The 26,106-nt window shown below is 65.0% G+C and carries 23 protein-coding genes and 1 other RNA gene; 9 read left to right on the top strand and 15 right to left on the bottom strand.

The genetic code is table 11. The features are described 5' to 3' along the window. Positions 1–5: 5 nt before the first annotated feature. Complete coding sequence (locus C4S71_RS11590) at positions 6–311, bottom strand: hypothetical protein (protein WP_086508442.1); 306 nt, start codon at positions 309–311, stop codon at positions 6–8. 139 nt (positions 312–450) lie between these two features. Beyond that, an RNA gene (ffs, locus tag C4S71_RS11585) (signal recognition particle sRNA small type) lies at positions 451–547 on the bottom strand. Between the two features lie 222 nt (positions 548–769). Between ffs and C4S71_RS11580 the strand changes: the two genes are divergently transcribed. From C4S71_RS11580 to C4S71_RS11570, 3 genes are all read left to right on the top strand, one after another. Further along, the gene (locus tag C4S71_RS11580) at positions 770–1,993 is read left to right on the top strand and encodes an ATP-grasp domain-containing protein (protein WP_086508443.1); all 1,224 of its coding nucleotides are present in this window, start codon (positions 770–772) and stop codon (positions 1,991–1,993) included. Positions 1,994–2,053: 60 nt separating this feature from the next. Beyond that, entirely contained in the window at positions 2,054–4,084 is a 2,031-nt protein-coding gene (locus C4S71_RS11575; RefSeq protein ID WP_103969214.1) for a transporter permease, read from the top strand. A 77-nt stretch (positions 4,085–4,161) separates the two neighbouring features. After that, positions 4,162–4,509: a P-II family nitrogen regulator gene (locus C4S71_RS11570; RefSeq protein WP_086508445.1), complete on the top strand. Its 348-nt coding sequence runs from the start codon at positions 4,162–4,164 to the stop codon at positions 4,507–4,509. Between the two features lie 3 nt (positions 4,510–4,512). Here C4S71_RS11570 and C4S71_RS11565 read toward each other — a convergent pair whose 3' ends face one another. Both C4S71_RS11565 and C4S71_RS11560 read right to left on the bottom strand, forming a co-directional pair. Beyond that, positions 4,513–6,504 (bottom strand): monovalent cation:proton antiporter family protein, encoded by a 1,992-nt coding sequence (locus tag C4S71_RS11565; protein ID WP_103969213.1) that lies wholly within the window; start codon positions 6,502–6,504, stop codon positions 4,513–4,515. A gap of 69 nt (positions 6,505–6,573) precedes the next feature. After that, positions 6,574–7,596, bottom strand: coding sequence for an AbrB family transcriptional regulator (locus C4S71_RS11560; RefSeq protein ID WP_086508447.1), 1,023 nt, complete (start codon positions 7,594–7,596; stop codon positions 6,574–6,576). Positions 7,597–7,690: 94 nt separating this feature from the next. Between C4S71_RS11560 and C4S71_RS11555 the strand changes: the two genes are divergently transcribed. Continuing rightward, positions 7,691–8,455 (top strand): TlyA family RNA methyltransferase, encoded by a 765-nt coding sequence (locus C4S71_RS11555; protein WP_103969212.1) that lies wholly within the window; start codon positions 7,691–7,693, stop codon positions 8,453–8,455. Between the two features lie 9 nt (positions 8,456–8,464). Here the strand turns inward: C4S71_RS11555 and mscK are convergent, their stop codons facing one another. Continuing rightward, on the bottom strand, positions 8,465–11,896 hold the full coding sequence (mscK, locus tag C4S71_RS11550; protein ID WP_103969211.1) for a mechanosensitive channel MscK: 3,432 nt from the start codon (positions 11,894–11,896) through the stop codon (positions 8,465–8,467). Between the two features lie 138 nt (positions 11,897–12,034). Here mscK and C4S71_RS11545 point away from each other — a divergent pair, with 138 nt between their 5' ends. The 4 genes from C4S71_RS11545 to C4S71_RS11530 all read left to right on the top strand — a co-directional run bounded on the left by C4S71_RS11545 (position 12,035) and on the right by C4S71_RS11530 (position 14,187). Next, positions 12,035–13,051: a phospholipase A gene (locus C4S71_RS11545; RefSeq protein ID WP_103969210.1), complete on the top strand. Its 1,017-nt coding sequence runs from the start codon at positions 12,035–12,037 to the stop codon at positions 13,049–13,051. An 80-nt stretch (positions 13,052–13,131) separates the two neighbouring features. Then, complete coding sequence (locus tag C4S71_RS11540; RefSeq protein WP_086508451.1) at positions 13,132–13,464, top strand: ElaB/YgaM/YqjD family protein; 333 nt, start codon at positions 13,132–13,134, stop codon at positions 13,462–13,464. Next, complete coding sequence (locus tag C4S71_RS11535) at positions 13,464–13,865, top strand: phage holin family protein (protein ID WP_086508452.1); 402 nt, start codon at positions 13,464–13,466, stop codon at positions 13,863–13,865. Before C4S71_RS11540 ends, C4S71_RS11535 begins: the two co-directional genes overlap by 1 nt. Next, on the top strand, positions 13,846–14,187 hold the full coding sequence (locus C4S71_RS11530) for a YqjK family protein (protein ID WP_103969209.1): 342 nt from the start codon (positions 13,846–13,848) through the stop codon (positions 14,185–14,187). The genes C4S71_RS11535 and C4S71_RS11530 overlap by 20 nt, the downstream gene beginning before the upstream one ends. Before the next feature lie 167 nt (positions 14,188–14,354). Here C4S71_RS11530 and C4S71_RS11525 read toward each other — a convergent pair whose 3' ends face one another. The 4 genes from C4S71_RS11525 to C4S71_RS11510 form a co-directional block, all read right to left on the bottom strand. Then, complete coding sequence (locus tag C4S71_RS11525; RefSeq protein ID WP_103969208.1) at positions 14,355–15,005, bottom strand: ubiquinone biosynthesis protein COQ9; 651 nt, start codon at positions 15,003–15,005, stop codon at positions 14,355–14,357. Between the two features lie 48 nt (positions 15,006–15,053). Then, positions 15,054–16,034: an L-histidine N(alpha)-methyltransferase gene (gene egtD, locus C4S71_RS11520; RefSeq protein ID WP_103969207.1), complete on the bottom strand. Its 981-nt coding sequence runs from the start codon at positions 16,032–16,034 to the stop codon at positions 15,054–15,056. A 1-nt stretch (position 16,035) separates the two neighbouring features. Then, positions 16,036–17,349 carry an ergothioneine biosynthesis protein EgtB gene (gene egtB, locus C4S71_RS11515; RefSeq protein ID WP_103969206.1) on the bottom strand — a complete coding sequence of 438 codons (1,314 nt, stop codon included), beginning with the start codon at positions 17,347–17,349 and terminating at the stop codon, positions 16,036–16,038. 126 nt (positions 17,350–17,475) lie between these two features. Next, entirely contained in the window at positions 17,476–18,681 is a 1,206-nt protein-coding gene (locus C4S71_RS11510) for a BaiN/RdsA family NAD(P)/FAD-dependent oxidoreductase (RefSeq protein WP_103969269.1), read from the bottom strand. Positions 18,682–19,006: 325 nt separating this feature from the next. Here C4S71_RS11510 and C4S71_RS11505 point away from each other — a divergent pair, with 325 nt between their 5' ends. Then, a complete protein-coding gene (locus tag C4S71_RS11505) occupies positions 19,007–19,936 on the top strand; it encodes a helix-turn-helix transcriptional regulator (RefSeq protein ID WP_103969205.1) in 930 nt (309 codons plus the stop codon). Positions 19,937–20,006: 70 nt separating this feature from the next. On the opposite strand, the gene C4S71_RS11500 is transcribed toward C4S71_RS11505, so the two are convergent. The 6 genes from C4S71_RS11500 to C4S71_RS11475 form a co-directional block, all read right to left on the bottom strand. Further along, positions 20,007–21,272, bottom strand: a complete 1,266-nt coding sequence (locus C4S71_RS11500) for a pilus assembly protein TadG-related protein (RefSeq protein WP_103969204.1) — start codon at positions 21,270–21,272, stop codon at positions 20,007–20,009. A gap of 1 nt (position 21,273) precedes the next feature. Then, complete coding sequence (locus C4S71_RS11495; protein WP_103969203.1) at positions 21,274–21,726, bottom strand: TadE/TadG family type IV pilus assembly protein; 453 nt, start codon at positions 21,724–21,726, stop codon at positions 21,274–21,276. Positions 21,727–21,788: 62 nt separating this feature from the next. Continuing rightward, on the bottom strand, positions 21,789–22,739 hold the full coding sequence (locus tag C4S71_RS11490) for a tetratricopeptide repeat protein (protein WP_234239768.1): 951 nt from the start codon (positions 22,737–22,739) through the stop codon (positions 21,789–21,791). Positions 22,740–22,776: 37 nt separating this feature from the next. After that, a complete protein-coding gene (locus tag C4S71_RS11485; protein WP_103969202.1) occupies positions 22,777–23,757 on the bottom strand; it encodes a type II secretion system F family protein in 981 nt (326 codons plus the stop codon). Positions 23,758–23,770: 13 nt separating this feature from the next. Beyond that, positions 23,771–24,754, bottom strand: coding sequence for a type II secretion system F family protein (locus C4S71_RS11480; RefSeq protein WP_103969201.1), 984 nt, complete (start codon positions 24,752–24,754; stop codon positions 23,771–23,773). Beyond that, positions 24,745–26,094, bottom strand: coding sequence for a TadA family conjugal transfer-associated ATPase (locus C4S71_RS11475; RefSeq protein WP_103969200.1), 1,350 nt, complete (start codon positions 26,092–26,094; stop codon positions 24,745–24,747). Before C4S71_RS11475 ends, C4S71_RS11480 begins: the two co-directional genes overlap by 10 nt. Positions 26,095–26,106: the final 12 nt, after the last annotated feature.

Here is a 26,106-nt window from a genome sequence, read left to right as displayed (position 1 = left end):
CGGGCTCAGGCGCAGTCCGCCGCACCCTGGCCGAACATGTCGAACAGCAGCTCGCGGCCCATGGCGCTCAGCACGAAGCGGCCGTGTTCGTTGTAGACGGCAGCTTCGCTGCTCTCCAGCACCCGCTGACAGGCAGGCCACTCCTGAGAGGCTTCGCGCATCTGGCGCAGCGCGCGGCTATCGAGTCCGCGAAAGGGGATGGTGATGGTCTCCAGCACGTGACCCTGCTGGTAGAGCAGAAAGGCAGCGTTCGACAGGCACTGGCGCAGGCTGCGCTGTATACCGGCGTTGGGCGTGGCGTCGATCTGCATGGTGCACATCCTCTCGCAAGCGTTTTGCTGCACTGCATATTAACACCAAAGTCTAAATAGACCAAGGTCTAACATCGAAGCGTGCTGAGCTGAGAGACACGAGGCTGCACCCGGTACCCAGGGGCCGAAATGGAGGCGGCCCCGACAGCCACATCCCGGCACACGCGACCACCACTACCGTTGCTCCCTTCCGGGCCTGGCGGGGTTTGCGGTTTAGCGTTGCGGGAGGACCGACGGGGCCACCACGACACGATGCCATTGAGGGCATCGAACCCGGCCTGCATCAATGGCTTGCCGAGTGCGCGTGCACTATACCAGCGGCACCGGAGGCGAGCAAGGACCGTCGCTCGAGGCCGGCATGGGCTGCGGTCCGGGCTGTGAGTGGGGAGCTAAATCGGCTAGGGTGAAAGAAGCAAGGGAACGATGAGGAGATGTACACACACCTGAGGAGACGCTCCATGGACAAGAATCCCGACAAGGGCTACATCGCACTGCTCGGCTGGAGTCTGAATGCCGTCGAGGCGGCCGAGAACTTCGACCGTCGCTACATCGTGGTGGCGCCGGAATGGGCCGAAGAGTACTGCCAGAAGCACGGCATCCCTCATGTGCCATGGAACTTCGAACGACTCAACGACCGCTCGCTGGAAATTGCCGAGACCCTGAAGGAGATGGGGGTCGACGTGGCGATCCCGCTGTTCGAGGAAACCGTCGAATGGGCCGGCGCCATCAACTCGGTGCTGCTCGACAACCCACGGCTCTACGGCCAGTCGCTGCTGCTGCGCGACAAGGCGCTGATGAAACGCCGCGCCCAGCTTGGCGGCATTCGCGTGGGTATCTTCGAGGAAGCCCACGACAAGGGCGACGTCATCCGCTTTCTCAAGCGCGTCAACCAGACCCTGCTCAAGCTGGACGGCGACCCCAACGACCCCATCCACCTCAAGGCCTTCGACAAGGCCGGCTGCCTGGGGCACCGGGTGATCCGCACCCCTGATGAGGTCGATACCATTCCCGACGAAGAGTTTCCGGTGCTGATGGAATCGCATCTGGACGGCTGGGAGTTCGCCGTGGAGGCGTGGATCCATGACGGCAAGATTGCCTTTCTCAACATCTCGGAATACGTCACCCTGGGCTATTCGGTCTTCGTGCCCGCCTCGCCGGAGCTGGAACGCTACCGACCCCAGATCACCGCTCAGATCGAGAAGCTGATCAAGGCCTTCGATATCGATTTCGGCCTGATCCACCCCGAGTACTTCGTCACCAGCGACGGCGAGATGTACTTCGGCGAGGTGGCCTATCGTCCCCCGGGCTTCAAGGTGTTCGAGCTGCTCGAACGGGTCTACGGCTTCAATGCCTACCAGGCCAGCATGCTGGTGTTCGACCCCAAGAGCACCGCCGAGGAGGTCGCGGCCTTCTTCCCCCGCGAAGTCGAGGACGCCAAGTGCTATGCCGGCTGCTTCGGCGTTTATCCACGGCGTCGCGTGGTCAGTCGCCTGGAGATCCCCGAAGAGGTGGAAGACGACCCCTACTTCGAGTCCCACGAACTCACGCCGCCCATGGAAGAAACCGTGACCAAGCGCACCGCCTTCGGTACCCACTGGGGCCTGATCTACTTCAAGGGCGATGATCCGAATCGCCTGCGGGAGCTGCTCAAGCACCAGGAAGAGCTTGATTTCTACGTTTGATCAAGGCGTCATGGCACGACAGCTCGATCACAAGGAGTCGGCGTGACCACGAACCGGCACATGCACGAGGGCACCCCGCCAGCGGACGAGGAGAAGCTGCCCAGATTGCTGGCCAACCTCGACGAGGCGACCGCCATGCTCGGTGAGGCCCGCGACTTCGCCAAGCCGGGCAAACTTCCACGCGTGCTGGATACGGCACGCCGCGTGCTGCTCCACCCCGGTGGCGCCGCCGCCCTGGAGGTACGCGCCAGGGCATTGGAAGAGGCCGGCGTGTTTCTCGGCTCCGACTGGGACTCGCCGCAGTATCTGCTCCCTTCTCTGACCACCTATTCGCTCAAGAGCCCCGATGCCAACACGGTGGTGATCGAGGCCTTGAGCGAGCTGCGGCTGCTGGCGGTGGCCATGGGCGACTACCTGCACCCGCTGGTATCCGCCGAGCAGGCTCACCACTACCTGACCCAGGTGATGGCGCTCAACCTCTGGCTGCTGTTCAGCGCCCCCAGCGAGGCAGAGCGGGAAACCCAGGGGCGCCTGGCGCGGATTCCGCGATACCTGTTCCATCACCTTGCCGAGCGTATCGGCTACGAGCACATCATCGATCAGCTGATCGAGGAGATCTGGCGGATCCTGCAACAGCGCCCGATCCAAGTGGAGGCGGTCAAGCAGATGATCACCCAGATCGCCATCTGCCAGGCCGACCCCGCCATCGACCTGGGAACCAGCGGCCAGGGCGCCGACCGCCTGGTGAGTTCACTGTATGGCCCTACCCGCGCCTGCCGCGAAGACCCCGGCCTCGAGGTCTATCGTCAGCGCCTGGCCAGCATGGACAACGCCGCCTTGCAGGGAGAGGCCACCGGCTTCGCCCGCGCCATGCACGACACCGGGCTGGTGTCCCCCTACCACCCGGTGCTGCTGCGCCACCTGCTCGACCACGGCGACCATCTCATCACCGAGGCCCTGGGGCTCTCCTCCACCGGCCGCGACTGCCTGCTGTGCTATCGCGAACTGGCCCACGCGCTGATCCGCAGCGCCGTGCACCCGGCCACACCCCAGGCGGTGTACGGCCTGGCGTTGATGCTGGAACGCGGCATTCTCTATCAGCCCCCCGTGGCGCCCGCCATGTGGCGCCAGTTGGGGCTGCCGCTCTCCGAGTGGTCCCAGGCGCGCCTCAACCTGGCATACGGTGATGCGGTGTCGCCGCGTGCCCGCCTGCTCGAGGGGGTGCTGTGTATGCTGGGCCTACCGCTGGGCGTGGGCCAGGGCAACAATCCGACCTGTCAGTCGGCCAGGGCGCTCTCGATGTGGGCCTACAACGACCCCGACTATCTGCTGCAGATGGTGGCCTGGGCCGCGCGCGACGACGAGATCGTGATGCACTTCGAAGGCCAGCCGATCTCCTCGATGGAGAGCAGCGGCGGCGTGGCCCAGAGCCTGCCGATGGACCTCGACCCGGTGTCGCTGATCGTGGTACCGCACCTGGACCGCATCTATGCCGAGATGGGCCGGCGCTGCATCGGCCGCGAGGGCGACCCGCACCGCTGGGTCAACCCCGAATTCCACGGCTGGTGGTCCGGGCGCGGCTTTCGTATCAACGTGGACGTGGCCAGCGGCCAGCTGCACGAGCTGGACGTCTTCCTGCGCCACTTCTATGCCAGCTATCACCCCTACTACAACGGCAACCAACCGCTCATCCACCCGCAGCCCGCCGGCATCGCCGTGACCGACAGCGCGGCACGCTTCATCGGCTGGCACGCCATCACCATCCTGCGCGTCTCCCTCGATCCCACGGAGGTGATGCGGGTCTACTTCTTCAATCCCAACAACGACAGCGGCCAGGACTGGGGCGATGGCGTAAGAGTCAGTACGGCGGGTAACGGCGAGCGCTTCGGCGAGGCCTCCCTGCCCTTTGAGCAGTTCGCCTCGCGGCTCTACATCTTCCACTACGATCCGCTGGAGCGCGGCGAGCTGGCCAACGTCACCCAGGAGGAGCTCAACCGGGTCACCGGCTACGTGCACCGCAGCTGGGGCGCGAACCGGGTGCCCGCCGCCGATCTGCAGGCCGATAGCGGCCACCTGAACCCTGGCACTTGACCCATATCAGGACAATGCTGCGGAGCTCTGCCAGAATGGCAGTATCTCAATGTGAGGCTCGCTTCGAGGAAGTTCGAATGGATTTCAAGTTATTGATGGTTTTCGTCGATCAGGACCGGACCGATACCGTTCTGACTGCCGCACGGGAAGCAGGCGCCACCGGGGCTACCATCATCAACAACGCCCAAGGCCAGGGGCTCAAGCCGCAGTTGACCTTCTTCGGCCTGGAATTCATGGCGTCTCGCAGCGTGATTCTCATTCTGGTGGAAGCCCGCCGTTCAGAGGATGTACTGAACGCCGTGAGCACGGCGGGCAAGCTCGACGAGAGTCTCGACACGGGCATTGCGCTGGAAATCGAGGTGTCCAAGGCGCTGGGGCTGACGGAACATATCAAGGCCCTGAGCAAGGAGCACCCGCTCGACTGAGCGCTACTCGGGTGGCTGACCGGAGCCGGTGAGGCGCCGTTCCACCCGCTCGAGATTGTCCTGCGAGCCCAACAGTACCAGCACGTCGTTGATCTGGACTTCGGTGGCACCGCCCGGATAGCGCTCACGCTTATCATCACGTACAAGTGCCGTGACGGAGACATCGTCCCGCTCGGTATCAAGCTCCGAGAGGCTCTGGCCAATTGCCGGTGAGCCCTCGGACATCAGCACCGAGTGCAATCGCTCCTGCTCCGATGCCTCCGGTTTGATGCTGTCCAGCGTACCGCGAAACAGCTCCCTGAGCATTCTGTAGTGGCTGCTGCGCTGCTCCTGCAGCCGCAGTGCCACCCGGTACAGGGGCACGCCCAGCGACTGCAGCGCATGGGAAGTCAGCAGCATGCTCGCCTCCAGTGTCTCGGGTATGACCTCGGTGGCACCTGCCTTGCGCAGCTCCTCCACATGCTGTTGGTCCCGCGTACGAACCACTGCCGCCAGCTCGGGATTCAGGCGCTTGGCATTGCGCAGCGTCGTCAGCGCCGCCGGCCTGTCGTCATGGCTGATGACCAGTAGCGCCGCACGCTCCACACCGACGTTTTCCAGCACGGTAAGGTCCGATGAGTCGCCATAGAACACCTGCTGCCCCGCCAGCCGCGCCTCCCTCACGATGGCCGGATCCATATCCAGCGCCAGGTAGTCGAAGCCTTCGCTTTCGAGAAAACGGCTCACCGTCTGGCCGGTACGGCCAAAGCCGCAAATCACCACATGCCCCTGGCTCTCGGTGGGCTCGGACGGCGTCGGTACGTCGCCAGCCGGTTTCGCTCGGCCTCTTGAGCGGCCGAATGCCCACAGCGCCAAAGGTTGATTGAAGCGAATCAGCAGTGGCGCCAGGATCATCGAGAACAGTACCGAGTTCAGCACGATCTGTGCCGGCCGGCTGGCGATGATGTTGCCATCCAGGCCAATGGCCAGCAGCGCGAAGCCGAACTCACCGCCGACGGCCAGCACCAGCCCGGTACGAAACGCCGTCTGGGGATCGACCCCCGAGAAACGTACTATCAGCGTGACCAGCACCACCTTTATGCCCAGCAGCCCCAGCGCTCCCAGCAGCGCTTCGAGCCAGATATCGGGTAACAGAGCGGGCTCGACCAGCATACCGATGCTGACGAAGAAGAGCCCAAGCAATACGTCGCGGAACGGACGAATGGTGGACTCGACCTGATGGCGGAACTCCGTGTCACCGAGCACCATGCCGGCAAGAAAGGCGCCGAACGCCATGGACAGCCCGAGCGTCTTGGTGGTCCAGGCGGATACCAGAGAGACGAACAATACCGTGAGGGTGAACAGCTCCGCTGAGCGCCGTTCGGCTACCAGGTGAAACAGAGGACGCAGCAGATATCTTCCCGACAACAGCACGATCACGAACGCGAGGAAGGCCTTGGCCAGAGCCATCCCTAGCGCCCCTGCCACCTCATGCATGGCAGCCACACCCAACACCGGGATGATTACCACGAAAGGAACGGCAGTAATGTCTTGGAAGACGGACATGGTAGTGCCGAGCCGCCCATGTCGCGCCTGGCTTTCACCCTGCTCCAGCAGCTGCTTGGAGATGATGGAGGTAGATGACTGGGCGAACACCGCTCCGACGACGAACGCCGCCGGCCCGGGCAACCCCAGCCACCATGCGATCATTGCCACCACCAGAGTAGTCAACGCCACCTGTGCCGTACCCAATCCAAGAATGGTATGGCGCAGCGCATAGATCTGCGGCAGGGAAAAGCTGAGGCCGATGGTGAAGAGCAGAAACACGATGCCGAACTCGGCGATGACGTCGATGTAGTCGTTGTCGATTACCGGGCCGGCCGTATGGGCGCCCAGCATTACGCCGACGAGCAGATATCCCAGGCTAGGTGGGATCCTGAAGCGCTGAAAGACCAGCACGACCAATACCGTTGCACCAAGCAACAGCAGTAACTGCACCAGCGCCTGCTCAAGCATTCATTCGTTCCTGCTCATTGGATGGAGCGTCCCTGTGAAGTTCCTGAATGGGTATCATGACATTGAAATTCAACGTGTACGCAGCAACCAGCGCGCCCAGAACGGCGCGAAGAGCATCAGCGCCACCATGCGCAGCAGGTGATGAAAGGCGACGAAGACTGGGTCGAGATCCAGCGCCACGGCGAGTATCGCCATCTCGCCGATACCGCCGGGGGCCAGCGCCAGCAGCGCCACGTCGCGGGGCACGTCGACCAGGCGATGGATCAGTTCGGCGAAGCCCGCCAGCACTGCCAGCGCCAGCAGCGTGGCGATGAAGGCTTCGAACAGATAGCGTCCCAGCCTGGCGGAAGAGAGCCCGCGAAAGCGCGAGCCGATGGCACAGCCGAGTACCCACAGCATGACGTTCATACCCCAGTCCGGCAGGCGCAGGCTGGCAATGTCGAAGCCGGAGAGCAGGCCGGCGAAGAGCAGCGGAGCGAGCAGCGTGTGGCTGGGCAGGCGCAACCGACGCCCCAGGGGAAACAGCAGCGGCAGGGCCAGCAGCATCCAGGCGGAGGCAAAGCCGTTCTCGATCTCCGCTGCCTGCGGCGCTGCGCCACCTTCATAGGCCCAGAACAGCGGCGGCAGGATCATGATCACCAGCACGATGCGCAGCGACTGAGCGATGGCGATACGCCGCGGATCGCCGCCGCACTTCTCCCCCATCAGGATCATTGCCGTCATCGCGCCGGGCGCCGAGGCGAACCAGGCGCTCACCGAATCGAAGCCGCAGCGACGGTACCAGGCGGCGGCCGCCGCCGTGGAAGCGGCCACGCCGAGCAGCAGCAGCACTGCGGAAAGCGGCCAGTCCAGCACCCGCTGAGCCAGCTGTGGCGTCACCTGACTGCCCAGCACCAGGCCGAGCACGCCGATAAAGGCCTCGCGCAGCGGTTCGGGCACGCGCACGTCGCCGCCCTTCGCCGACGCGATCAGGTTGGCCGTCAGCGGCCCCAGCATCCACGCCAGCGGCATACCGATGAGGTGGAAAATCAGCCCGCCCAGCGCCCCGATGGCCAGCGACCTGGCCAGTGCCGTTCCTTCGCTTCGCTCCACGCGGCTCCCTTCTGTTAACTGGCTAACTAAACGATTATGCCATAATGGCGGCCCCGCTTCTGGCTGCCACTCTTGCCGCATGAGGAACTTTTGCATGCCCCGCCTCGATCAGCTGCTCGTTTCCCAGGGCCTGGCCCGCTCGCGAACCCGCGCCCAGCGGCTGATCCGCCACGGCCGGGTCAGCCTGGCGGAGAGCGGAAAAATACTCAGCAAGCCCGGTGAGAAGCTGCCCGAGGGGGTGCGCCTGGCGGTGACCGAAGACCCCGAGGAGCGCTACGTCTCACGGGCGGGGCTGAAGCTGGAAGCGCTGGTCGCAGCGCTGGAGCTAGACCTGACGGACCGACTGGTGCTCGACGTGGGGCAGTCCACCGGCGGCTTCACCGACTGTGCCCTGGCCTTCGGCGCGCGCCATGTGATCGGTATCGAAGTGGGCCACGGCCAGCTCGACCCGGAGCTGCGGGGCGACCCTCGCGTGACCTGCCTGGAGGGGCTCAATGCGCGGGCCATGCACGACGAGCCGCGCCTGCAAGGCGCCCTCGCCGCCCAGGGCGCCACGGCCCCCAATATCGTCGTGATGGACGTCTCGTTCATTTCGCAGACGCTGATCCTGCCCCAGATCGCCCAGCTGCTACGCCCCGGCGGTGCACTGCTGAGCCTGGTCAAGCCGCAGTTCGAGGTGGGCCCGGGCGGGGTCAATTCACGCGGCATCGTCTCCGACCCGGCCCACTATGGCGAGGTGGAAGCCGCCGTTCGCGCCTGCTGCACCGAGCACGGGCTCGACGTTCGCCACTGGCAGGAGAGCCCGCTGGCCGGCGGCGACGGTAACCGCGAGTTCCTGCTACACGCCGTCAAGCAGTGACGGCGTTGCTCAGCGTCCGCCATCTCCACCGTCGCTGCCGCCGTCGCCGATCTCGATGTCGCCCGGGTCGCCCCCCGCACCGGGCGGCGGATGGTGAGAGGTCAGGCTTTGTCCCGGCGCCTGGCTCTGCACCTTCCGCGCCTCGCCGTCCGCCCGGTGCAGCCACACGTCGAGCTGGTTGAAGGCGATGTCGATACCGTGCTCGGCGAACAGCTCCCCCACCCGGCAGTTGATCTCGTCGGTGGCGTAGAGTCGGTCGCCCAGCGCGTTGACGAAGATGCGCAGCTCGAAGTTGAGAGTGCTCTCGCCGTAGTTCATGAAGAACACCTGCGGCTCGGGATCGCCCAGCACCCGCGGGTTCTCGTCCGCCGCCTGACGCAGCAGCCGGTGCACCAGGCGCTGGTCGGAGCCGTAGGAGACACCAAAGGTGAGCACCACCCGGGTGACCGTATCCGACAGCGACCAGTTGATCAGTTGATCGGTGACGAAGGTCTTGTTGGGGATGATGATCTCCTTGCGGTCGAAGTCGGTCACCGTGGTGGCACGAATCCGGATCCGGCTCACCGTGCCGGTGAGGTTGCCCAGGGTGATGGTGTCGCCGATACGCATGGGACGTTCGAACAGGATGATCAGACCCGAGACGAAGTTGGCGAAGATCTCCTGCAAACCGAAGCCCAGCCCCACCCCCAGCGCCGCCACCAGCCACTGCAGCTGGCTCCAGGCCACCCCGAGGGTGGCCAGGGCAACGACCAACCCGGTGCCGACGATGGTGTAGGAGAGCAGCGCCGAGATGGCGTAGGCGCTGCCCTGCTTGAGCTCCAGCCGCGACAGCACCATCACTTCGAGCAGGCCCGGCAGGTTGCGCGCCATCACCAGGGTCAGCACGAAGATCAGCAGAGCGGCGAAGATGTCGGCCACCGACAGCGCACTGGTGACGAGCTCGGCGCCGACGCCTTCGCTGGCTTCCCAGATGGCGATCTCATTGAGGTAACCCAGCACCGTCAGCAGGTCGGACCATACCAGGTAGAGCAGCACGGCGAAGCCGAGCAGCAGGATCAGCTTGGAGAGACGCAGCGACTGCTGATTGATCTGCTCCATGTCCAGCGGCGGCTCCTCGACCACTTCGAGCCCGCCTTCTGCGCCCTCCTGGGCCTGGGCACGGCGTCGCATCAGCGCACGCTTGAACGCCAGCCGGCGTGCCGCCACCGCCAGGCCGCGCACTACCGTGGCCTCGACCAGGATCCACATCGCCAGCAGATAGAGGGTGATGACGAAGCGCCCGATCAGGCTCAGGGCGGTATATTCGTAACCCGACACGATCAGTCCCGCCAGCACCAGCGGCACACCGGCCATCAGCAGGCCCAGCACCAGGCGGAACAGCTTGACGCCGAAGAACGGGGTGTGGGCCATGATCAGTCTGGCCAGCAGCACGCTCATGGCCAGCAGGCCAACAAGCAGCAGCAGCAGGGCAATGGGCCGCGACGAGAGATCGATCTCGCCATCCAGTGCCAGGGTGGAAACCAGCAGCACCGGCACCAGGGCCACCACGAGCCAGCCCAACAGCCAGCGCAGCCGCGCCACATAGCCCGAAGGCCAGTAGAAGTGCTTGGTCGCCACGCCATCGCGTACCAGTAGGCGACGCGACCAGGCAATGAAGCCCCAGGCCAGCGACAGATGCAGGAACGCCTGGCCCAGGCCCGAGGCGATTCCCGTGCCGATGCTCGCAAGCGAGATGCCGATGCCGGCCAGCGTCAACGGGCCGGGAAGCGCCAGCAAGGCATTGAGACCGATCGCCTGGGGCGTGTGCGCCTGGGAATCGCTGCGCAGCCGACCGATCTGCTCGTGCAGCATGGCCAGACGACGCTGAATGCGGCGGCGCAGCCCCAGCAGCAAGGCCGCCACGAGCACCAGCGGCGCTCCCGACAGGGCCTCGGCTCCCGGCATGCGCCAGTGCACCGGCAGCACGCCGCGCCATTCGCCACGCTGCAGCTCTTCGGTCACATTGGCCGGCAGCTGACGGAACCAGGCCAGGTCCAACGGCCGGGTATTGGCGATCCAGAACAGCTGCTCATCGATGGTGGTGCGCAGTTCCCGGGTGGTTTCCAGCAGTTGCTGCTGATTGAGCTGCAGCTCGATGGCCGCGCTGAGCAGGCTGCCATAGGTCTGCTCGAGCTGATCGACGAGCTGACGGCGCGAGTGGTAGAGCCCCTGGAGGGACTCCACCAGTCCCTGAGTGACCTCGACGCCGGCCTCCTCGAGACGCTGATTGGCCAGCCGCTCGCTCTGGCGCAAGGCATCGCGCTGGCGCACCAGGTCGAACTGGCGCAGGCGCAGGTCGGCGATTTCATCCTGCAGGCTGCGCCCGGGATCGACCTGCGGCAGGGAGCGGCGCTGCTCGCGCAAAATGCGCGACAGCAGCAAACTGCCGCGAATGGCTTCTATCTGCTCGTTCAAGCTGCGCTGCAGCTGACGTACGTGATCGAGCTGACTGCGTATGGCCAGGCTCTCGCGTACCAGACCGTTGTGACGGTCGTTGGCCCGCAGCAGTTCGAGGCTGAGCTCGCGGTTGACGTGCTGAGCGCGCTCCAGCACCGGGTGTCCGGCCTCGAGCAGCGGGTCGTCGCGTGCGGCATCGGCAATCGCCTGCTCCGAGGCGATGCGCCGTTGGCGGTCGATCACCCCCTGCAACAGGGCCAGCTCCGACTCCTTGCGCGTGACCTGCTGGGTGAGCAGGTCGCGTCGCTGCTGGGTCAGCTCCCGCAGGCGGGTGTTGCTGCCCAGCTCGCGCTGACGCAGCCGCAGCGTACGCTCGGCAAGGCGCCGCTCCACCTGTAGCTGCCACAGCCGGGGCGAGTCCTCGCTGACACCCTGCGCCTCCAGCGTATCCAGCGCACGCCGGGTCCGCTCGGCGGTCTGCATCGCCTCGGCAATGGCCTGCTGGGCCCGCTCCGGCAGCGTCTGGGCCGCCAGCAGCTGGGAGTTGACGTCGGCCAGGCGGTCCTGCAGCTGCTGCAGTTCGAACACCGCCTCCTGCTGACGGTACTCCAGCTCGTCCAGCGGCGTATCGTCGAGCTCGGCAATCGAGCGGTCGAGCTCCGCCTCCTCTTCCTGCAGCAGTTCCCGTTCCAGGCGCAGCAGTTCGGCAGGTGCGCTTTCCAACCGCTGCTCCAGCCCCTCGATTCGCTCCTCGATCCCCTGCAGCTGCTCCAGGGCACGCAGCGTCGCCTCCAGAGCCTCGACATCGCGCTGCTCGGCCTCGCTCAGGCTCTCCCCCTCTTCGGGACGCAGATCGACCAGGCGCTCTTCCACCGCCTGGCGCTCGGGCAGGGCATCTTCCGCCTGTGCCGATGTCGTCAACAGAATCCAACAGCAGATCAGCAGGCACAGCGCCTGACTGGCACGTCGGAGGATACCGGCAGCGGAGTAAAGCGTGACGTTCACGAAATTCCTCGTAGCAGCGATCCTCGTCAGAACGAGGCTCGGCTTGGTGCAATAACATGACAATAGCGGCACTGGCAGTTGACTTGCCAAGGCGACATGGTAGAAACGGAATCTCAATGCCTCGCTTCGAGTTCCTTCATGACCATCCGTTCCCTTCTTTTCGCCAGCGCCGCCGTGCTAGGGCTGATGCCCGCCTTCGCCATGGGCGAGGTCGACGCCCAGCGGCAAGCGCTCGAATCTCGCATCGAAGCGTTGAGCGGCGAGCTGGAGGCATTGCGACTTCAGCTCGACGCCCTGCCGCCCGAGGACGACCCTCTCTATGCCGAGGTGGACGACCCCGTGCTGGAAGAGATTGCCCAGCGTCGGCAGCTGGAGCGGGAGTCGACGCGCAACCCGCTGGCCATCACCATGCACCGGCGAAATTACCTGTTTCCGCTGAGTTATACCACGCATCCCAACCAGGGAGCGTTTCGCGACGTCTATGCCGACGGCAGCCCGAACGATCTCGAGGTGAAATTCCAGTTCAGTGCCAAGGTCAACCTGCTCGAGGACGTGCTGGGCACCACGGGGGATCTTTACTTCGCCTATACCCAGCGCAGCTGGTGGCAGGCCTACAATACCGATGCCTCCTCGCCCTTCCGCGAGACCAACTATGAGCCCGAGGTGTTCGTCGATTTCGACAATACCTGGCGCTTCCTGGGTTGGACCAACACACGCAACCGGGTGGCCTTCAACCACCTCTCCAACGGACGCTCGATGCCGCTCTCGCGCAGCTGGAACCGCATCTACCTGGAGAGCATCTTCCAGCGCGGCGACTGGGCGGTGGCAGTGGCACCCCACTGGCGCATTCCCGAGTCCGACGGCGACGACGACAACCCCGACATCGACCGCTACTGGGGCTATGGCGACGTGACCGTGGCACGCCGCTTCAACGGCGACCAAGAGGCCAGCGTCATGGTGCGCGGCAATCCCAGCCCCGGCAACATGGGCACTCAGGTGGACTACTCCTGGCCCCTGTTCGGCAACATCCGCGGCCATGTTCAGTACTTCTACGGTTATGGCGAAAGCATGATCGATTACGATCACCGCAACCATCGCATCAGCGTCGGTTTCAGCGTCAACCCGCTGTTCACCGGCGCCGGTGGCGTGCGCTGACCTGCCACAGGGGCCGGCGTTGAACTCATATCAGCGAGTGCTATGCTGAGGCTGTCATTCATCGTCAGAGGAAGACTGTCATGGCAACGCGCACCCCGCATACCGATGAAACCACTCGGCAACTCAAGGAAGACCTGCATCAGCTCACCCGCACCATCGAGGAGCTGGTGCACGCCACCGCCGACGATTCCCGCAGCAACATCAAGGAACTGCGCGAGCGCGCCGAACAGCGGCTGAAAGACACACGCGACCGGCTCGAGGCCCGCGGTGAGCGACTCTACGGCGAAGCGCGCGACACCGTGCATCAACAGGCCGACGCCTGCGACCGCTACGTGCACGAGAACCCCTGGACCAGCATCGGCATCGGCGCCGCCGTGGGTGTCGTCATCGGCATGCTCATTGGACGTCGTTGATGGCTGCAAGCGAAGGACCGGTACAACGCCTGTTCAGCATCGCCAAGCGAATTCTGGCCAATCTGGTGGCCACAGGTGAGACGCGCCTGCGTCTCGCCGTTCTCGAACTCGAAGAAGAGCGCGCCCGCCTCGTCACGCTGCTACTGCTGCTTGGGCTCAGCCTGGTACTGCTGCTGCTGGGCCTGGGCATGCTGACCCTGCTGGTGGTGGTGCTGTTCTGGGATACCCACCGGCTGGCCGCCATCGCCATCAGCGCGCTGGTGTTGCTGGGCAGCGGCATCGGCCTGGCACTCTGGGGGATGCGCCTGGCGCGCCGCCATACCCTGCTCAAGGAGACACTGGCTCAGCTCGCGCTGGACCGTCACCTGATGGAGGAGCCGCGTGACACGCCGCGCCGTTGAGAAATCCCTGCCCGCTGCCGCGAGCCGTGCCCAGCGCAAGGCCGAACTCATCGCCACTATCGAACGGCAGCGTATCGACCTTCTGGTGGAAGCGGAGCGTTGGCAGCAGAGTTCCTTGGGGCTCAATGCCGGCTGGCAGCGTCTCGAGGGCTCCCTCAAGCCCTTTCTCAAACACTATCGGGGAGTGGCCTACCTGGCCGCCGGCGCCCTGCTGGTCGCCGGCTTGCGCCATCCTCGTACGCTGATACGGCTGACCAGACAAGCCGCCGCCGGTGCCCTGCTGCTACATCGAGCCAGGCACCTGATCGGGAAGGTTCGCTGACCGCCCACGACTTCGAAAGGCGGTTCAGGCTTTGTACGAAAAGTCGGCGAGCGAAGGCCAGACAAGGCAAAAATCAGCGAAAAGACGGAGTTTACGGTGTGTAAATGAGTACTTTGAGCTGATTTTTAACGCCGTATGGCCGAGCGCAGCCAGTTTTCGGGCAGAGCCTAGAGCTGCGCTTCGGCCTTATGTCGGCCTTTAGCCCCGCTCGGCACCCATCGCATCCAGCTCTCGCCACGCTTCAGGCGCTTGTCGATGAAGTGGCGTGTCTTGCGCTGCCCTTCGCTGGTATCCCTCGCCCACACTGCCAGCGCCGCCACGAACAGGCTGGTGAGGGCCACCTCTTCCAGCTGAGCGCGACGCGTGCCGTAACGGGCTTCCAGGCGAGCTGCCTCGCGCAGCCACTGAACGGTGCGTGACAGGTCGAACACCAGCGGCACCCAGGTGTGGGGATGCGGCAGATGCGCCTTGGTCCGGAGCATCTGCACGGTAACCCGGCGATGGGCGGCGAAGGTATCGAACCAGGCCTGCAGACAGTGCTCGATACGCACCCGCTCCGGCCAGTCGTCGAAGGTTTCCGGCTTTTCCGCCAGCATGGCTCGCCAGCCGCGCTGGAACCAGGCATTCGCTACCGCGTCCATGTCGCGAAAGCGCTCCAGCACCACCGACATCGGCAACTCCAGGTTGCGTGCCACCTCCGAGAGCCGCACCGCCTGCCAGCCGCGCTCCTCGGCCTGACGCACGGCCTCATCGACGACGAGATCGGCAAACGCAGAGGCTTCGGACCGAGAAGAGTCCTGTATCGCAATCATGGTCATGGGCGATCCTCGGCTTCCAGCATGGTTCTGCTTGCAGCATAGCCCGGTTTACGGGTGACGCCATCCGGCCGCCCGCTCCAGATAGTGGATGCAGAACAGCGCATCGCGGTCGGTCCAATGCGCCCGCGGCTCGAACCCGGCGCGCCCCGCCAACTCGAGAAACCCGGCCACGCTGTACTTGTAGGAGTTTTCGGTGTGCAGGCTCTCGCCCTCGGCGAAGAAGAAGCGCTCCTCGGCCACGTGAATGGCCTGGTCGCACCGACTCACCAGATGCATTTCGATGCGCGATTCGGCTTCGTTGTAGAAAGCAAGATGGTGAAACCGCGACGGATCCACTTCGGTATCGAAGTCGCGGCGCAGCCGCTCCAGCAGGTTGAGGTTGAAGGCCGCCGTGATGCCGGCGGCGTCGTTGTAGGCGGCGTCCAGTATCGCCCGATCCTTGATCAGGTCGACACCGATCAGTAGCCCGCCTCCGGGCGGGAGCAGCTGCGCCAGTCCCACCAGGAATGCTTCGGCCTCTTCTGGAGTGAAGTTACCGATGCTCGAACCGGGAAAGAACGCCACCGGACGCTCTCCCGACAGCCCCTCGGGCCAGCGCATCGGCTGCGAGAAATCGGCGCAGGCCGCATGCACCTCCAGCCAGGGGTAGTCGACGGCCAGGCGGCGGGTGCTGTCGAGCAGAAAGTCCCGCGATATGTCCACGCCCAGATAGCACGCCGGATGCAGTGCCTCGAGCAGCAGTCGCACCTTGCGGCTGGCGCCGCTGCCCAGCTCGATCAGGGTCGCATCGCGCCCCACCACCTCGGCGATCTCCCCCACGGCAGCACGCAGGATCGCCTCTTCCGTGCGGGTGGGATAGTACTCGGGCTGCTCGCAGATGGCGTCGAACAGCTCCGAGCCGCGGCGATCGTAGAAGAACTTGGGTGAGGTGTATTTCGGCGTGGCGGCAAGCCCCACCATCAGTTCCTGGCTCAGCGAACCCGCCGCCTCCGGCGAGTGCTGATCGTGAAAAGTGACGAATGGGTTCATGTCATGCCTCCCTGGCCAGGCGGAAACCGGAGAACGCCCAGCGGGCGTGGGGCGGGAAGAAGTTACGGTACGTCGGGCGAATGTGATCGCTTGGCGTGGCACAGCAGCCCCCACGCAGCACCATCTGCCCCGACATGAACTTGCCGTTGTACTCGCCCAGGGTGCCGGGCAGCGCCCGAAATCCCGGATAGGGCCGATAGGCGCTGCCGGTCCACTCCCACACGTCGCCGAACAGCTGGGCCGCGGCACTGCCCCGCGCCGTCGCGGCCACCGGTTGCAGGTGGTCGCTCTCGACGAAATTGCCGCCCATGGACGCATCCCGGGCTGCCACCTCCCACTCCGCTTCGCTCGGCAGCCTCGCTCCGGCCCAACGCGCAAAGGCATCGGCCTCGAAGAAGCTCACGTGCACTGCCGGCGCCTGCGGATCGAGCGGCCGCAGCCCGCCCAGGGTGTAGTGGTACCAGCCATCCTCGCGTCTCACCCAGTACAGCGGCGCCTGCCAGCCGGCCTGGCCGACCTGCTGCCAGCCATCGGAGAGCCACAGCTCAGGGCGGGCATAGCCGCCGTCTTCGATGAAGGCCAGGAACTCGGCGTTGGTCACCGGCCGATTGGCCAGTTGGAACGCCTCGATAAACTGTCGATGCACCGGCCCTTCGTTGTCATAGGCGAAGCCCGTTTGCAGATCGTGGCCGATCTCGCGAATGCCGGCGGCATGCTCGAGCCAGGCCAGATCGCCCGGGGTCTCCTCCGGTGGTGATACCAGGTCGTCGCGGTAGGCCGGGCACAGCGGGTTCTGGGCCAGGATGTGCTTGATGTCCATGAGCAGCAGTTCCTGGTGCTGCTGCTCATGGTGCAGCCCCAGCTCGACGCGGCGAACGATCTCCCCGGCATGCTCGGGCGGCGGCGACTCGAGCAACTCCGCCATGGCCGCGTCGACATGGGCTCGATAGCGGTAGACGTCGGCCACCGTGGGACGCGACAGCGTACCGCGATGCGGTCGCGGAAAGGGCACGCCGTGGGTCTCGTAATAGGAGTTGAAGAGGTGATCGTAGACGGGATCGAGAGGTCGGTAGCGGGGCTGAAAGGGAGCGAGAAGGAACGCTTCGAAGAACCAGGTGACGTGGGCGAGATGCCACTTCGGCGGGCTGACGTCATCCATGCTCTGGATCACGTAGTCCTCGGTACACAGCGGCTGGCACAGCCGCTCGGAGGCCTGGCGTATGCGCTGGTAGCGTCTCAGCCACTCCTTGGTGTGAAGGGTATCGGGCGTTTCCAACTGCTGGGGGGAGGCCAACTCATGAGCTAAGGGGGGCATGGCGCACTCCTGTGACGAGCCACATCCGTGACGAACCATCCAGACGAACAGGTCTATCCAGCGTAGCAAGGCTGCCGCAAGCGACCGGTTACGTTAGGTAAGGTTTTGTCGCGCCCCCAGCAATTGCTACAGCGAGAGCCCGCAGGCCACGCCCGATGCCCAGGCCCACTGGAAGTTGTAGCCGCCGAGCTCGCCGGTCACGTCGAGCACCTCACCGATGAAGCGCAGCTGCGGCAGCCCCTCGACGCTGAAGTCCTTCGACGAGATCGCCGCGGTATCCACGCCACCCAGGGTCACCTCGGCGGTACGCCAGCCCTCGGTGCCGGCGGGCTTGAGCCGCCAGGACCCCAGGCGAGCCTGCCAGGCCTCGATGCGGGAATTGGAAAGCTCGGCCAGGGTGGGGTCTTCGCCGTGCCACTCCACCAGCGCCTGGGCCAGGCGGCGCGGCAGGTGCTCGCCCAGCCAGGTGGAAAGCTGACGCCGCGGTGTCGTCTGGCGCGCCTCGGCAAGCGCGTCGGCAATCCCGAGCCCGGGCAGCAGATCGATCTCCAGTTCGTCGCCGGGCTGCCAGTAGCTGGAGATCTGCAGCATGCCGGGGCCGGAAAGGCCGCGGTGGGTGAACAGCATAGGCTCACGATAGCGCCGCTGCCGCCCCGGCCCCAGACGCTGGCCGTCGCGTAGCGCGCTCACCGCCACGTCGCAGCTCACCCCGGCCAGCTCGGCCGCCCGCTCCTTCAACTGAGAGGTCAGGGTGAACGGCACCAGTGCCGGACGCGTCTGCGTCACGCCGAGGCCGAACTGACGGGCAATGTCATAGCCGAAACCGGTAGCGCCCATGGTGGGGATCGAGAGTCCGCCCGTAGCGATCACCACCGCGCCCGCTTCGATGCGGCCCGCCGAAGTGGCCAGCCGCATGCCCTCTCCCGCTCTCTCGATGCGCTCCACGCTCGTCTTCAAGCGCAGCTCCACCCCGGCCCACTCGCACTCGGTGAGCAGCACGTCGAGCAGCTCCTTGGCCGAATGCGCGCAGAACAGCTGGCCCGGCGCTTTCTCCACGTACTCCACGGCGTGGCGCTCCACCAGCTCGACGAAGTGCTCGGGGCGGTAGCGCTTGAGCGCCGAAATGCAGAAGTGCGGATTGGCAGAGAAGAAGTTGGCCGGGCCGGTGGCCAGGTTGGTGAAGTTGCAGCGCCCCCCGCCCGACATGAGGATCTTCTTGCCCGGCTTGTTGGCATGGTCGAGTACCAGCACCCGCCGACCCGCGTAGCCCGCCGTGAGGGCACACATCAACCCGGCGGCGCCCGCGCCGATCACCACCACATCCGCTTGCATGCTCACCTGCTCTGCCCACCGGGTTGCCACTTCGAGGCTGCGCATTCTAGCAGCTGTCAGCGGGCAAACCCACGGGGTCACCGTCTCGTTAGCGTGCTAGATTTACTGCGGCACAGACGGAAGACTACATTTCAATGATTAGAAAATTAATACTGGAGCATGAGAAATATCATCCAGATATTTCCTCTCCATCTATTACATTGGGTAAGACAGACCATCACAAAAGGTTACATAAAGACATTACTGATAAACAACATCATGGTAGGCCTGAAGAACTAAAACACATAAAGCAACATATGCAAGGGACTCAGGAGGGACACTGCTCATGTCCACTCATGCCTACGTACTCGTCGTACTACGCACACTGAATGAGCCTGAAGAAAGAGACTATGTGGTTGCGCTGAGGCAAAAGGGTTACCACATCGAGTTCGTCAGTACAGAGCAGGATCCGCTTCCCGTTCTGCTGACTCATCCTCCCGTCGTTGCCTGCTTCGAATATGATTACCCCGATCTGCAGGGTCTTACCGACCTACGGCAGGCCAAGCAGCGCGCGGCCTCGGTGCCTCTGCTGATGATCACCCAAGCACACTCTGAGAGCCTTGCGGTATGGGCCTTTCGTACTCGAGTTTGGGACTACTTCGTGCAGCCCGTCGACCTGGCCCGCTTCATGGGGGTGGTGGGCAGCCTCTATCAGTTGCGGTCGCTCTGCCCGGTCACTCAAGAGCGTAAACAGGCGCCCGATGTCGCCAACCAGATTCCTCCCGAAGCGCGCTTGCGCTGCTGCACGTCAGGCAGCAGCCAGCAGCTCCAATTGGAGCGGGCCATCAGCTATATCGAACAGCATCTACACCAGAAGCTGGCCCAGGCGGAAGTAGCAGCGCAGTGCGGCATCACCTCGTTTCAACTCAGTCGGCTGTTTCGCAAGCTCACCGGCAATACCTTCCAGGGATTCCTGCTCGAGCGGCGCATCGACGAGGCCAAGCGACTGCTGGCCAATCCTCGCACGTCCATCACCGATGTCTGCTTCAGCGTCGGCTTTCGCGATCTATCCTACTTCACGCGAACCTTTCAGAAGCATGTCGGCCATACGCCGACACACTACCGTCAGCGCTTGAACCTTCAGCCTCCCGCCAGCGCCGCTGTAGTGGAACCGATGCCGATAAATCCGTACGACAAGCTGACCCCGGCCTCTCGCCCCTTGATCAGCACCAACCACCTGCAAGACTCGACCTGCCCCCAGGTAGTCTCGCCCTGAGCGCCACGGGAAAACAAGGCGAAAACGATGGCGCCGGCTCTCGCCGGCGCCAGTTTGACTGCCCCATCAACTAATCCACCAGGACGGGTATTTGCGCCAGAATGCCGAAGTTCTCGCCCCCCGTCTGGCCCTTGGGATCGTGATAGCTGCAGCTCGGCAGGAAGTAGATGCTCTTCTGCTTCCAGCCACTCTGCTGCTGCTGGGAGTTCCAGTACGCGGGGGCCCCGCCCGGCTTTTGCAGATTGAAGGCATCGACGAAGCTGTTCCAACGCTCCACCCCGCTGGTACTGCTATGGCTCCAAGTGCCTGGCGAGGTACCGCCGCTGTCTTCCGGAGGCAGCTGCATCCGCTGCGGCGCCCTCTGGTCGATCTGGTTGGACTGCTGATTCATCCAAACGATATTGACGGTGACGGCACCGATCAGCGGATTGCTGGGTGAAACACCATCTTCACAGTCAATTACCGGGAGCGTCAGCGTCCAGACCTCCTCCTTGGCCGTCTTCTCGACCCAGCAGTCGTAGAGGTCACCGAAGGCCGAGTCAATCTGGCCGTTGTTGGTGGAAATATCCTCGCCGAAGCGCATCTCATTGGGGTTGCCGTCGCCACACACCAGCGGCCGTACCTCATTGGCGCTGGCCCCCCCTTTGTCGTCGTGCAAAAAATTGGTCCAGCCGCCGGTCTGGTCGCCCTCGGGAATGAAACGGCCCACGTTGCAGGAATAATTGCCCGAGGGGTCCACCAGCGCCTGTCGGCACAGTGCGATGGGCTGGTCCACATCCTCCGGACGCAGGCTGCCGGCAAAGCCGATGTAGGCCACCGAGCGCGCTACCACATCATAACCCTCGAAGCCGAAGATACGCCCAAAGAAGGCCTCCACCTGGCTCTGCTGACGGGCCGTCACCACCTCCACGGCGTTGATGAAGTTGGGGTCGCTATCGAGATCCTCGGCGGTGCGTCCGAACAGGTCCACCGGATCGAGGGAGTCGTTGGGGGTGAAGGTGCGCGTGGCGAAGCTCCAGTGGCCGCGCAGTGCGCTCAGCACCTCTACCGTCTCGTTCTGGCTGCTGTTGGCCATGGCCGCATCGGTGGCAATCTGATTGGCATCCGGATTGACCGAACTGCCGTCGGCGGTATAGAGCATCCGCGCTCCGGCCAGGGAACCGGCGTCGGCGGCATTGTGCAGCTCGTTTCTGGCCACGTAGAGGTTGCTGCCGTCCACCGCCAGGGCAGTGAAGGCCAGCAGCATGAAAAGACCGATGGCCAGCAGCACGATGGAAACCCCGCGCTGGCGCTGCGGCGAGCCGTAACGGCCGCGCCTTGCATTGCGAACGTTCATCTCATTCCGCCCTCATCACGGTGGTGGCATTGAGTTCAAGCACGTTGCCCAGGGCGCCGATGAAACCGGGCAGCAGCAGGAACTGGTAGGGGTAGTCGACGCTGACCACGATCTCGTCGCCGGCATCGAAGCGGCCGTTGCCGTTGCGGTCGATGCGCTGGATGTCGATGGTCATGCTCGCCGGCCCGCCGAGCGAAATCAGATACTGTTCGGCATAGTTGCGGATGGCCTGTTCGATGGCGGCGTTCTCGTTCGCGCTGTCGCGCGGTTCGGGCCGGAACAGGATGCCGGTTCTGGCCCCTTCGCGGCTGGCGTTGGTCAGCGTCGCCTTGTCGAACAGCGCGACGCTGAATTCGATGATGCCGAACAGCAGGATGAACAGCAGCGACGCCGAAATGGCGAACTCCACCACCTCCGAGCCACGCTGGCGGCGCGCCGAGCGTATTGCTTTCATGCCTGGCCCTCCCTGCTCGGGCAGCGCTCCGACCATGACGATGGCGGAACGCTGTCCGGCGATCAGTTGATGACCTCGCTTCCATTACGACGGATCAATTGATCCAGACTACGAGCATTCTCGCTGGCGGTGACGTAGTAGGCCGGCGACAGCCGCATGGCTTCCTCGAAGAAGCCCAGCGCATCCTGATAGCGTCCCTCGAGCATCGAGATGTAACCGATATCGTTGTAGGCCTTGGCGCGGTCGCCGCCCCGGGCCACCGCCTCGATGGCGGTGTCGTAGTCGCCCTCACGGGCGTGCACCAGCCCCAGGTTACGCCAGGCCAGATCGTAGTTGGGGTTGGCGTTGAGCGCCTGGCGCAGCGCCTGACGCGCCCCCGGCAGGTCGCCGGCCAAGTAGCGCGAATAGCCTTGGTTGTTGAGCACCAGCGGCGTTCTCGGATTCGTCTCCAGGGCACGCGCATAGTGGCCCTGGGCGGTGGCGTGGTCGGCGCGCATGTCGGCGATCACCCCCAGGGCGTTGTGGGCCTGCCAAGGCGCATCGCGCCGCGCGGCGATGGGCGTGAGGAAGCGCTCGGCCTGATCGTAGTCACGCTGCTGGATCAGGATGATGCCAAGCGCGGTGCCTGCACCGGGATGGCGCGGATCGATCTCCAGCACCCAGCGATAGGCCATGTCGGCCAGTTCATGGTTGCCCCGGCCGTGGTGAATGATGCCGACCCGGTACAAGGCTTCGGCCTGGGGTCGTCGCTCCATGCGCAAACCGCGCAGGTACTCGAACAGCGCGCGATCGGTGTCGCCGGCACGCAAGGCGGCCTCGCCGTTACGGTAGGCCTCCTCGGGGGAGCCCACCGGGAAGGCGGTACCATAGGCCACCGACGACCCGCCGCCACCCAGCGCCCCGTAGACGTCGCTCTCCTGGGACATGCCCCCGCCGGTGGCGGCACAGCCGGCCAGCGCCAGGGACAGCGTGGCAATGGCGCAGGCCGTCCGGAGTTGTATTGTTGCTTTCATGACACCCCCTCCCGCTCGTTTGAAGAGATTGGCCGACTCAGCGCCCCGCCAGGGCGGCCGCCGCACCCAGCAGCGGCGGCCCCAAAGCCACCACGAAGAAGCTGGGAAAGACACAGAAAATCAAGGGAAACAGCATCTTGGTACTGACCTTGGCGGCCTTCTCCTCCGCCTCCTGAGTGCGCCTGTCGCGCAGCTCCACGGCAAACAGCCGCAGGGTCATGGCGATGCTGGTACCGAAGCGCATGCTCTGCAGCAGGGTGGTCACCAGGCCGCGAATGTCGTCCACGCCGGTACGCTCCTCGAGGTCGCGCAGAGCGGTCTTGTTGTCCATGCCGGCACGGGTCTGCATGCCGAACAGGTGCAGCTCGTCGGCCAGCTCCGGGTGGCTCACCTCCAGGTCGCGCGCCACCCGCTGGATCGCCGCCCCCAGCCCGAGACCGGCCTCGCTGCACACCACCAGCAGATCGAGGGCATCGGGCAGGCCACGGCGCAGCTGCTGAGTACGCTGGCGTATCGCCCGCTCCAGCCAGAAACGCGGCAGCAGATAGCCGACGATGGCCGGAATGATCAGCAGCAGTACGGCTACCGCCGGTGGAAGGCGCACGAAGGGGATGACCAGCAGCAGCACCAGCAGCGGCGGCACCACGGTCAGCAGCAGGCGTATACCGTAGAACAGGCTGACGGCCGACGGCGAGCGCTTGCCGGCATGGCGCAGTTCCATGGCAATGCGGCTGCGAACCTCGCCCTTTTCGGGGATCAACTTCTCGCCCATGGGCCCCAACCACTGAACCAGCCCACCCTCTTCCGTCTTGCCACGCCCCCCGGGGGCCTCGGCGCTGGCTTCCAGGTGCTTGAGCCGATGCCGCAGCGGATCCGACAGCCCCATGACCAGCAGCACCAGCGCCACCATAAGGCTGAACACGGCCATGCCCAGCAGCGCGGCGAAGCCAAGCTGCATGGCCTGCGGATCCTGCAGCAGGCCACTGACGCTCTCGAGCCAAGCGGTTGAAACGTTCATGCGGGCTTCCTCCTCACACGTCGATACGCACGATACGGCGCATCCACAGGATGCCGACCACGATCATGAAGAACGCCGCCACGACCATCTGCCGTCCCACCGGGTCCTGGGTGAGCATGGGCAGGAAGTTCGGCGACACCAGGGTGAGTACACCGGCCAGGGCGAACGGCAGCAGCGAGAGGATCCAGGCCGCCATGCGACCCTGGGCGGAGAGCGTGCGAACCTTGCGCTGAAAGCGAAAGCGGTCGCGTACCACCGCGGCCAGACCGTCGAGCAGTTCGGCCAGGTTGCCGCCGCTCTCCTTCTGGATCAGCACCGAGGTGGTGAAGACCATTACGGTCACGCTCGGCACCCGTTCCAGCATGCCCAGCATGGCGCTGCGCACCTCACCGCCGTAGTTGATCTCCATGAAGGTGGTACGGAACTCGCCGGCGACGGGGTCGGCCATCTCCTCCGCCACCAGATGCATGGCATCGCTGAAGGGATGCCCCGCGCGCAGAGCCCGCGCCATGATGATCAGGGCATCGGGCAACTGCTCCTCGAAGCGCGCCAGGCGCTGGCTGCGCAGCCGCTGCAGGCGCATGAACGGCAGCGCCGCCATGCCCACCCCGAGCAGTACGCCGAGCGGCTGTGGCAGCAGCAGGAAGCCGACCGCACCAAAGACCCCGCCCAGGCCGAGGCTCTGCAGCACCACCCGGTAGGCCGGGGTCTCGCGCCCCGCCTGCTCGACCAGCCGCTCGACCCGGGCCATGCCAGGCAGCGCCTCCAGCGCCCTCTCCAGCGGCGACAGCTGGCGCAGGTACTTGCGCCGCATCAGCGAGGCCTTGCCGTGATCGGCGCTGGCCGAAATGACTTGCAGGCGCCTCTTCATCCGCTTCTGCGCCTTGCGGTTCTCGCCGAACGTCGGTATCAGGAAGCTCTGCATCAGCAGGAAGGCGGCAGTGAAGATCATGCCGATGAAGATCGCCTCATCGGACAGGTTGAGGTTCAGATCCATGACCGCTGGCCTCCCCCCACCTGGAACACCTCCAGCCCCGGATCCAGGCCGCGACGCTTGAGATGATCGTAGAAGCCCGGCACCACGCCGGTGGCCATGAAGCGCCCCACCACCCGGCCATGCTCGTCGATCCCCTCGCGCTCGAAGCGGAACAGCTCCGACATGGTGATGATCTCGCCCTCCTGACCATTGACCTCCTGCACGCTGACCAGGCGCCGCACGCCGTCCTCCTGGCGCTCCACCTGAACCACCAGATCGATGGCCGAGGCGATCTGCGAGCGCAGCGCACGGGGCGGCAGCTGGTAGCCGCTCATCGCCACCATGTTCTCGATCCGCGTCAGGGCGTCGCGGGGGGTGTTGGCGTGAATGGTGGTCAGCGAGCCGTCGTGGCCGGTGTTCATCGCCTGCAACATGTCGAAGGCCTCGCCGCCGCGCACCTCGCCGACGATGATGCGGTCGGGGCGCATGCGCAGGCTGTTGCGCACCAGGTCGCGCTGGGTCACCTCGCCGCGCCCCTCGATGTTGGGCGGACGCGTCTCCAGCCGGCCGACATGGGGCTGCTGCAGCTGCAGCTCGGCGGAGTCCTCGATGGTGACGATGCGCTCATTGGGCGGGATGAAGCTCGACAGCACGTTGAGCAACGTGGTCTTGCCGGCCCCGGTACCGCCCGAGACCAGCACGTTGAGCCGCGCCTTGACCACCTTCTCCAGCAACTGGGCGATGACCGGCGACAGGCTGCCGTGGGCAATCAGGTTCTCGGTCGTGAGCCGGTCCACGGCGAAGCGGCGGATCGACAGCATGGGCCCGTCGATGGCCAGCGGCGGGATCACCGCGTTGACCCGCGAGCCGTCCTTGAGGCGCGCATCGACCATCGGCGAGGACTCGTCGACGCGCCTCCCGACGCTCGACACGATGCGGTCGATGATGGTCATCAGGTGCTGGTCGCTGTCGAAGCGCAGCCGGGTCTGCTCCAGCTTGCCGCGGCGCTCCACGTAGATCGGGTTGGTGCCGTTGACCAGGATGTCGGAGATGCTCTTGTCGGCCAGCAGCGTCTCCAGCGGCCCCAGGCCCAGCACCTCGTCCTGCAGTTCGCTGACGATGCGCTGGCGCACGGCCGCGTTGAACGGCAGCGACTCCTTGCTCATCAACGCCTCGCACACCTGCTGCACCTGGCTACGGGCCTCGCGCTCCTCCAGGCTGCTGAGCAGTGCCAGGTCCATCACCTTGACCAGTTGACGGAACAGCCGCTGCTTGCACTCCTGCTCGGGGGGCGACAGGCCGACACGATTGCCCCAGCCACGCTCCTCTTCTCCTGCCATCATGCGTTCGCGAAAATTCATGGCCGTCTCCCG

The sequence above is a fragment of the Billgrantia desiderata genome (genome assembly GCF_900108215.1).
GTDB lineage: Bacteria > Pseudomonadota > Gammaproteobacteria > Pseudomonadales > Halomonadaceae > Halomonas > Halomonas desiderata.
The sequence above is the reverse complement of the archived record's forward strand: the minus strand, read 5'-3'. Positions and strand labels throughout refer to the sequence as shown.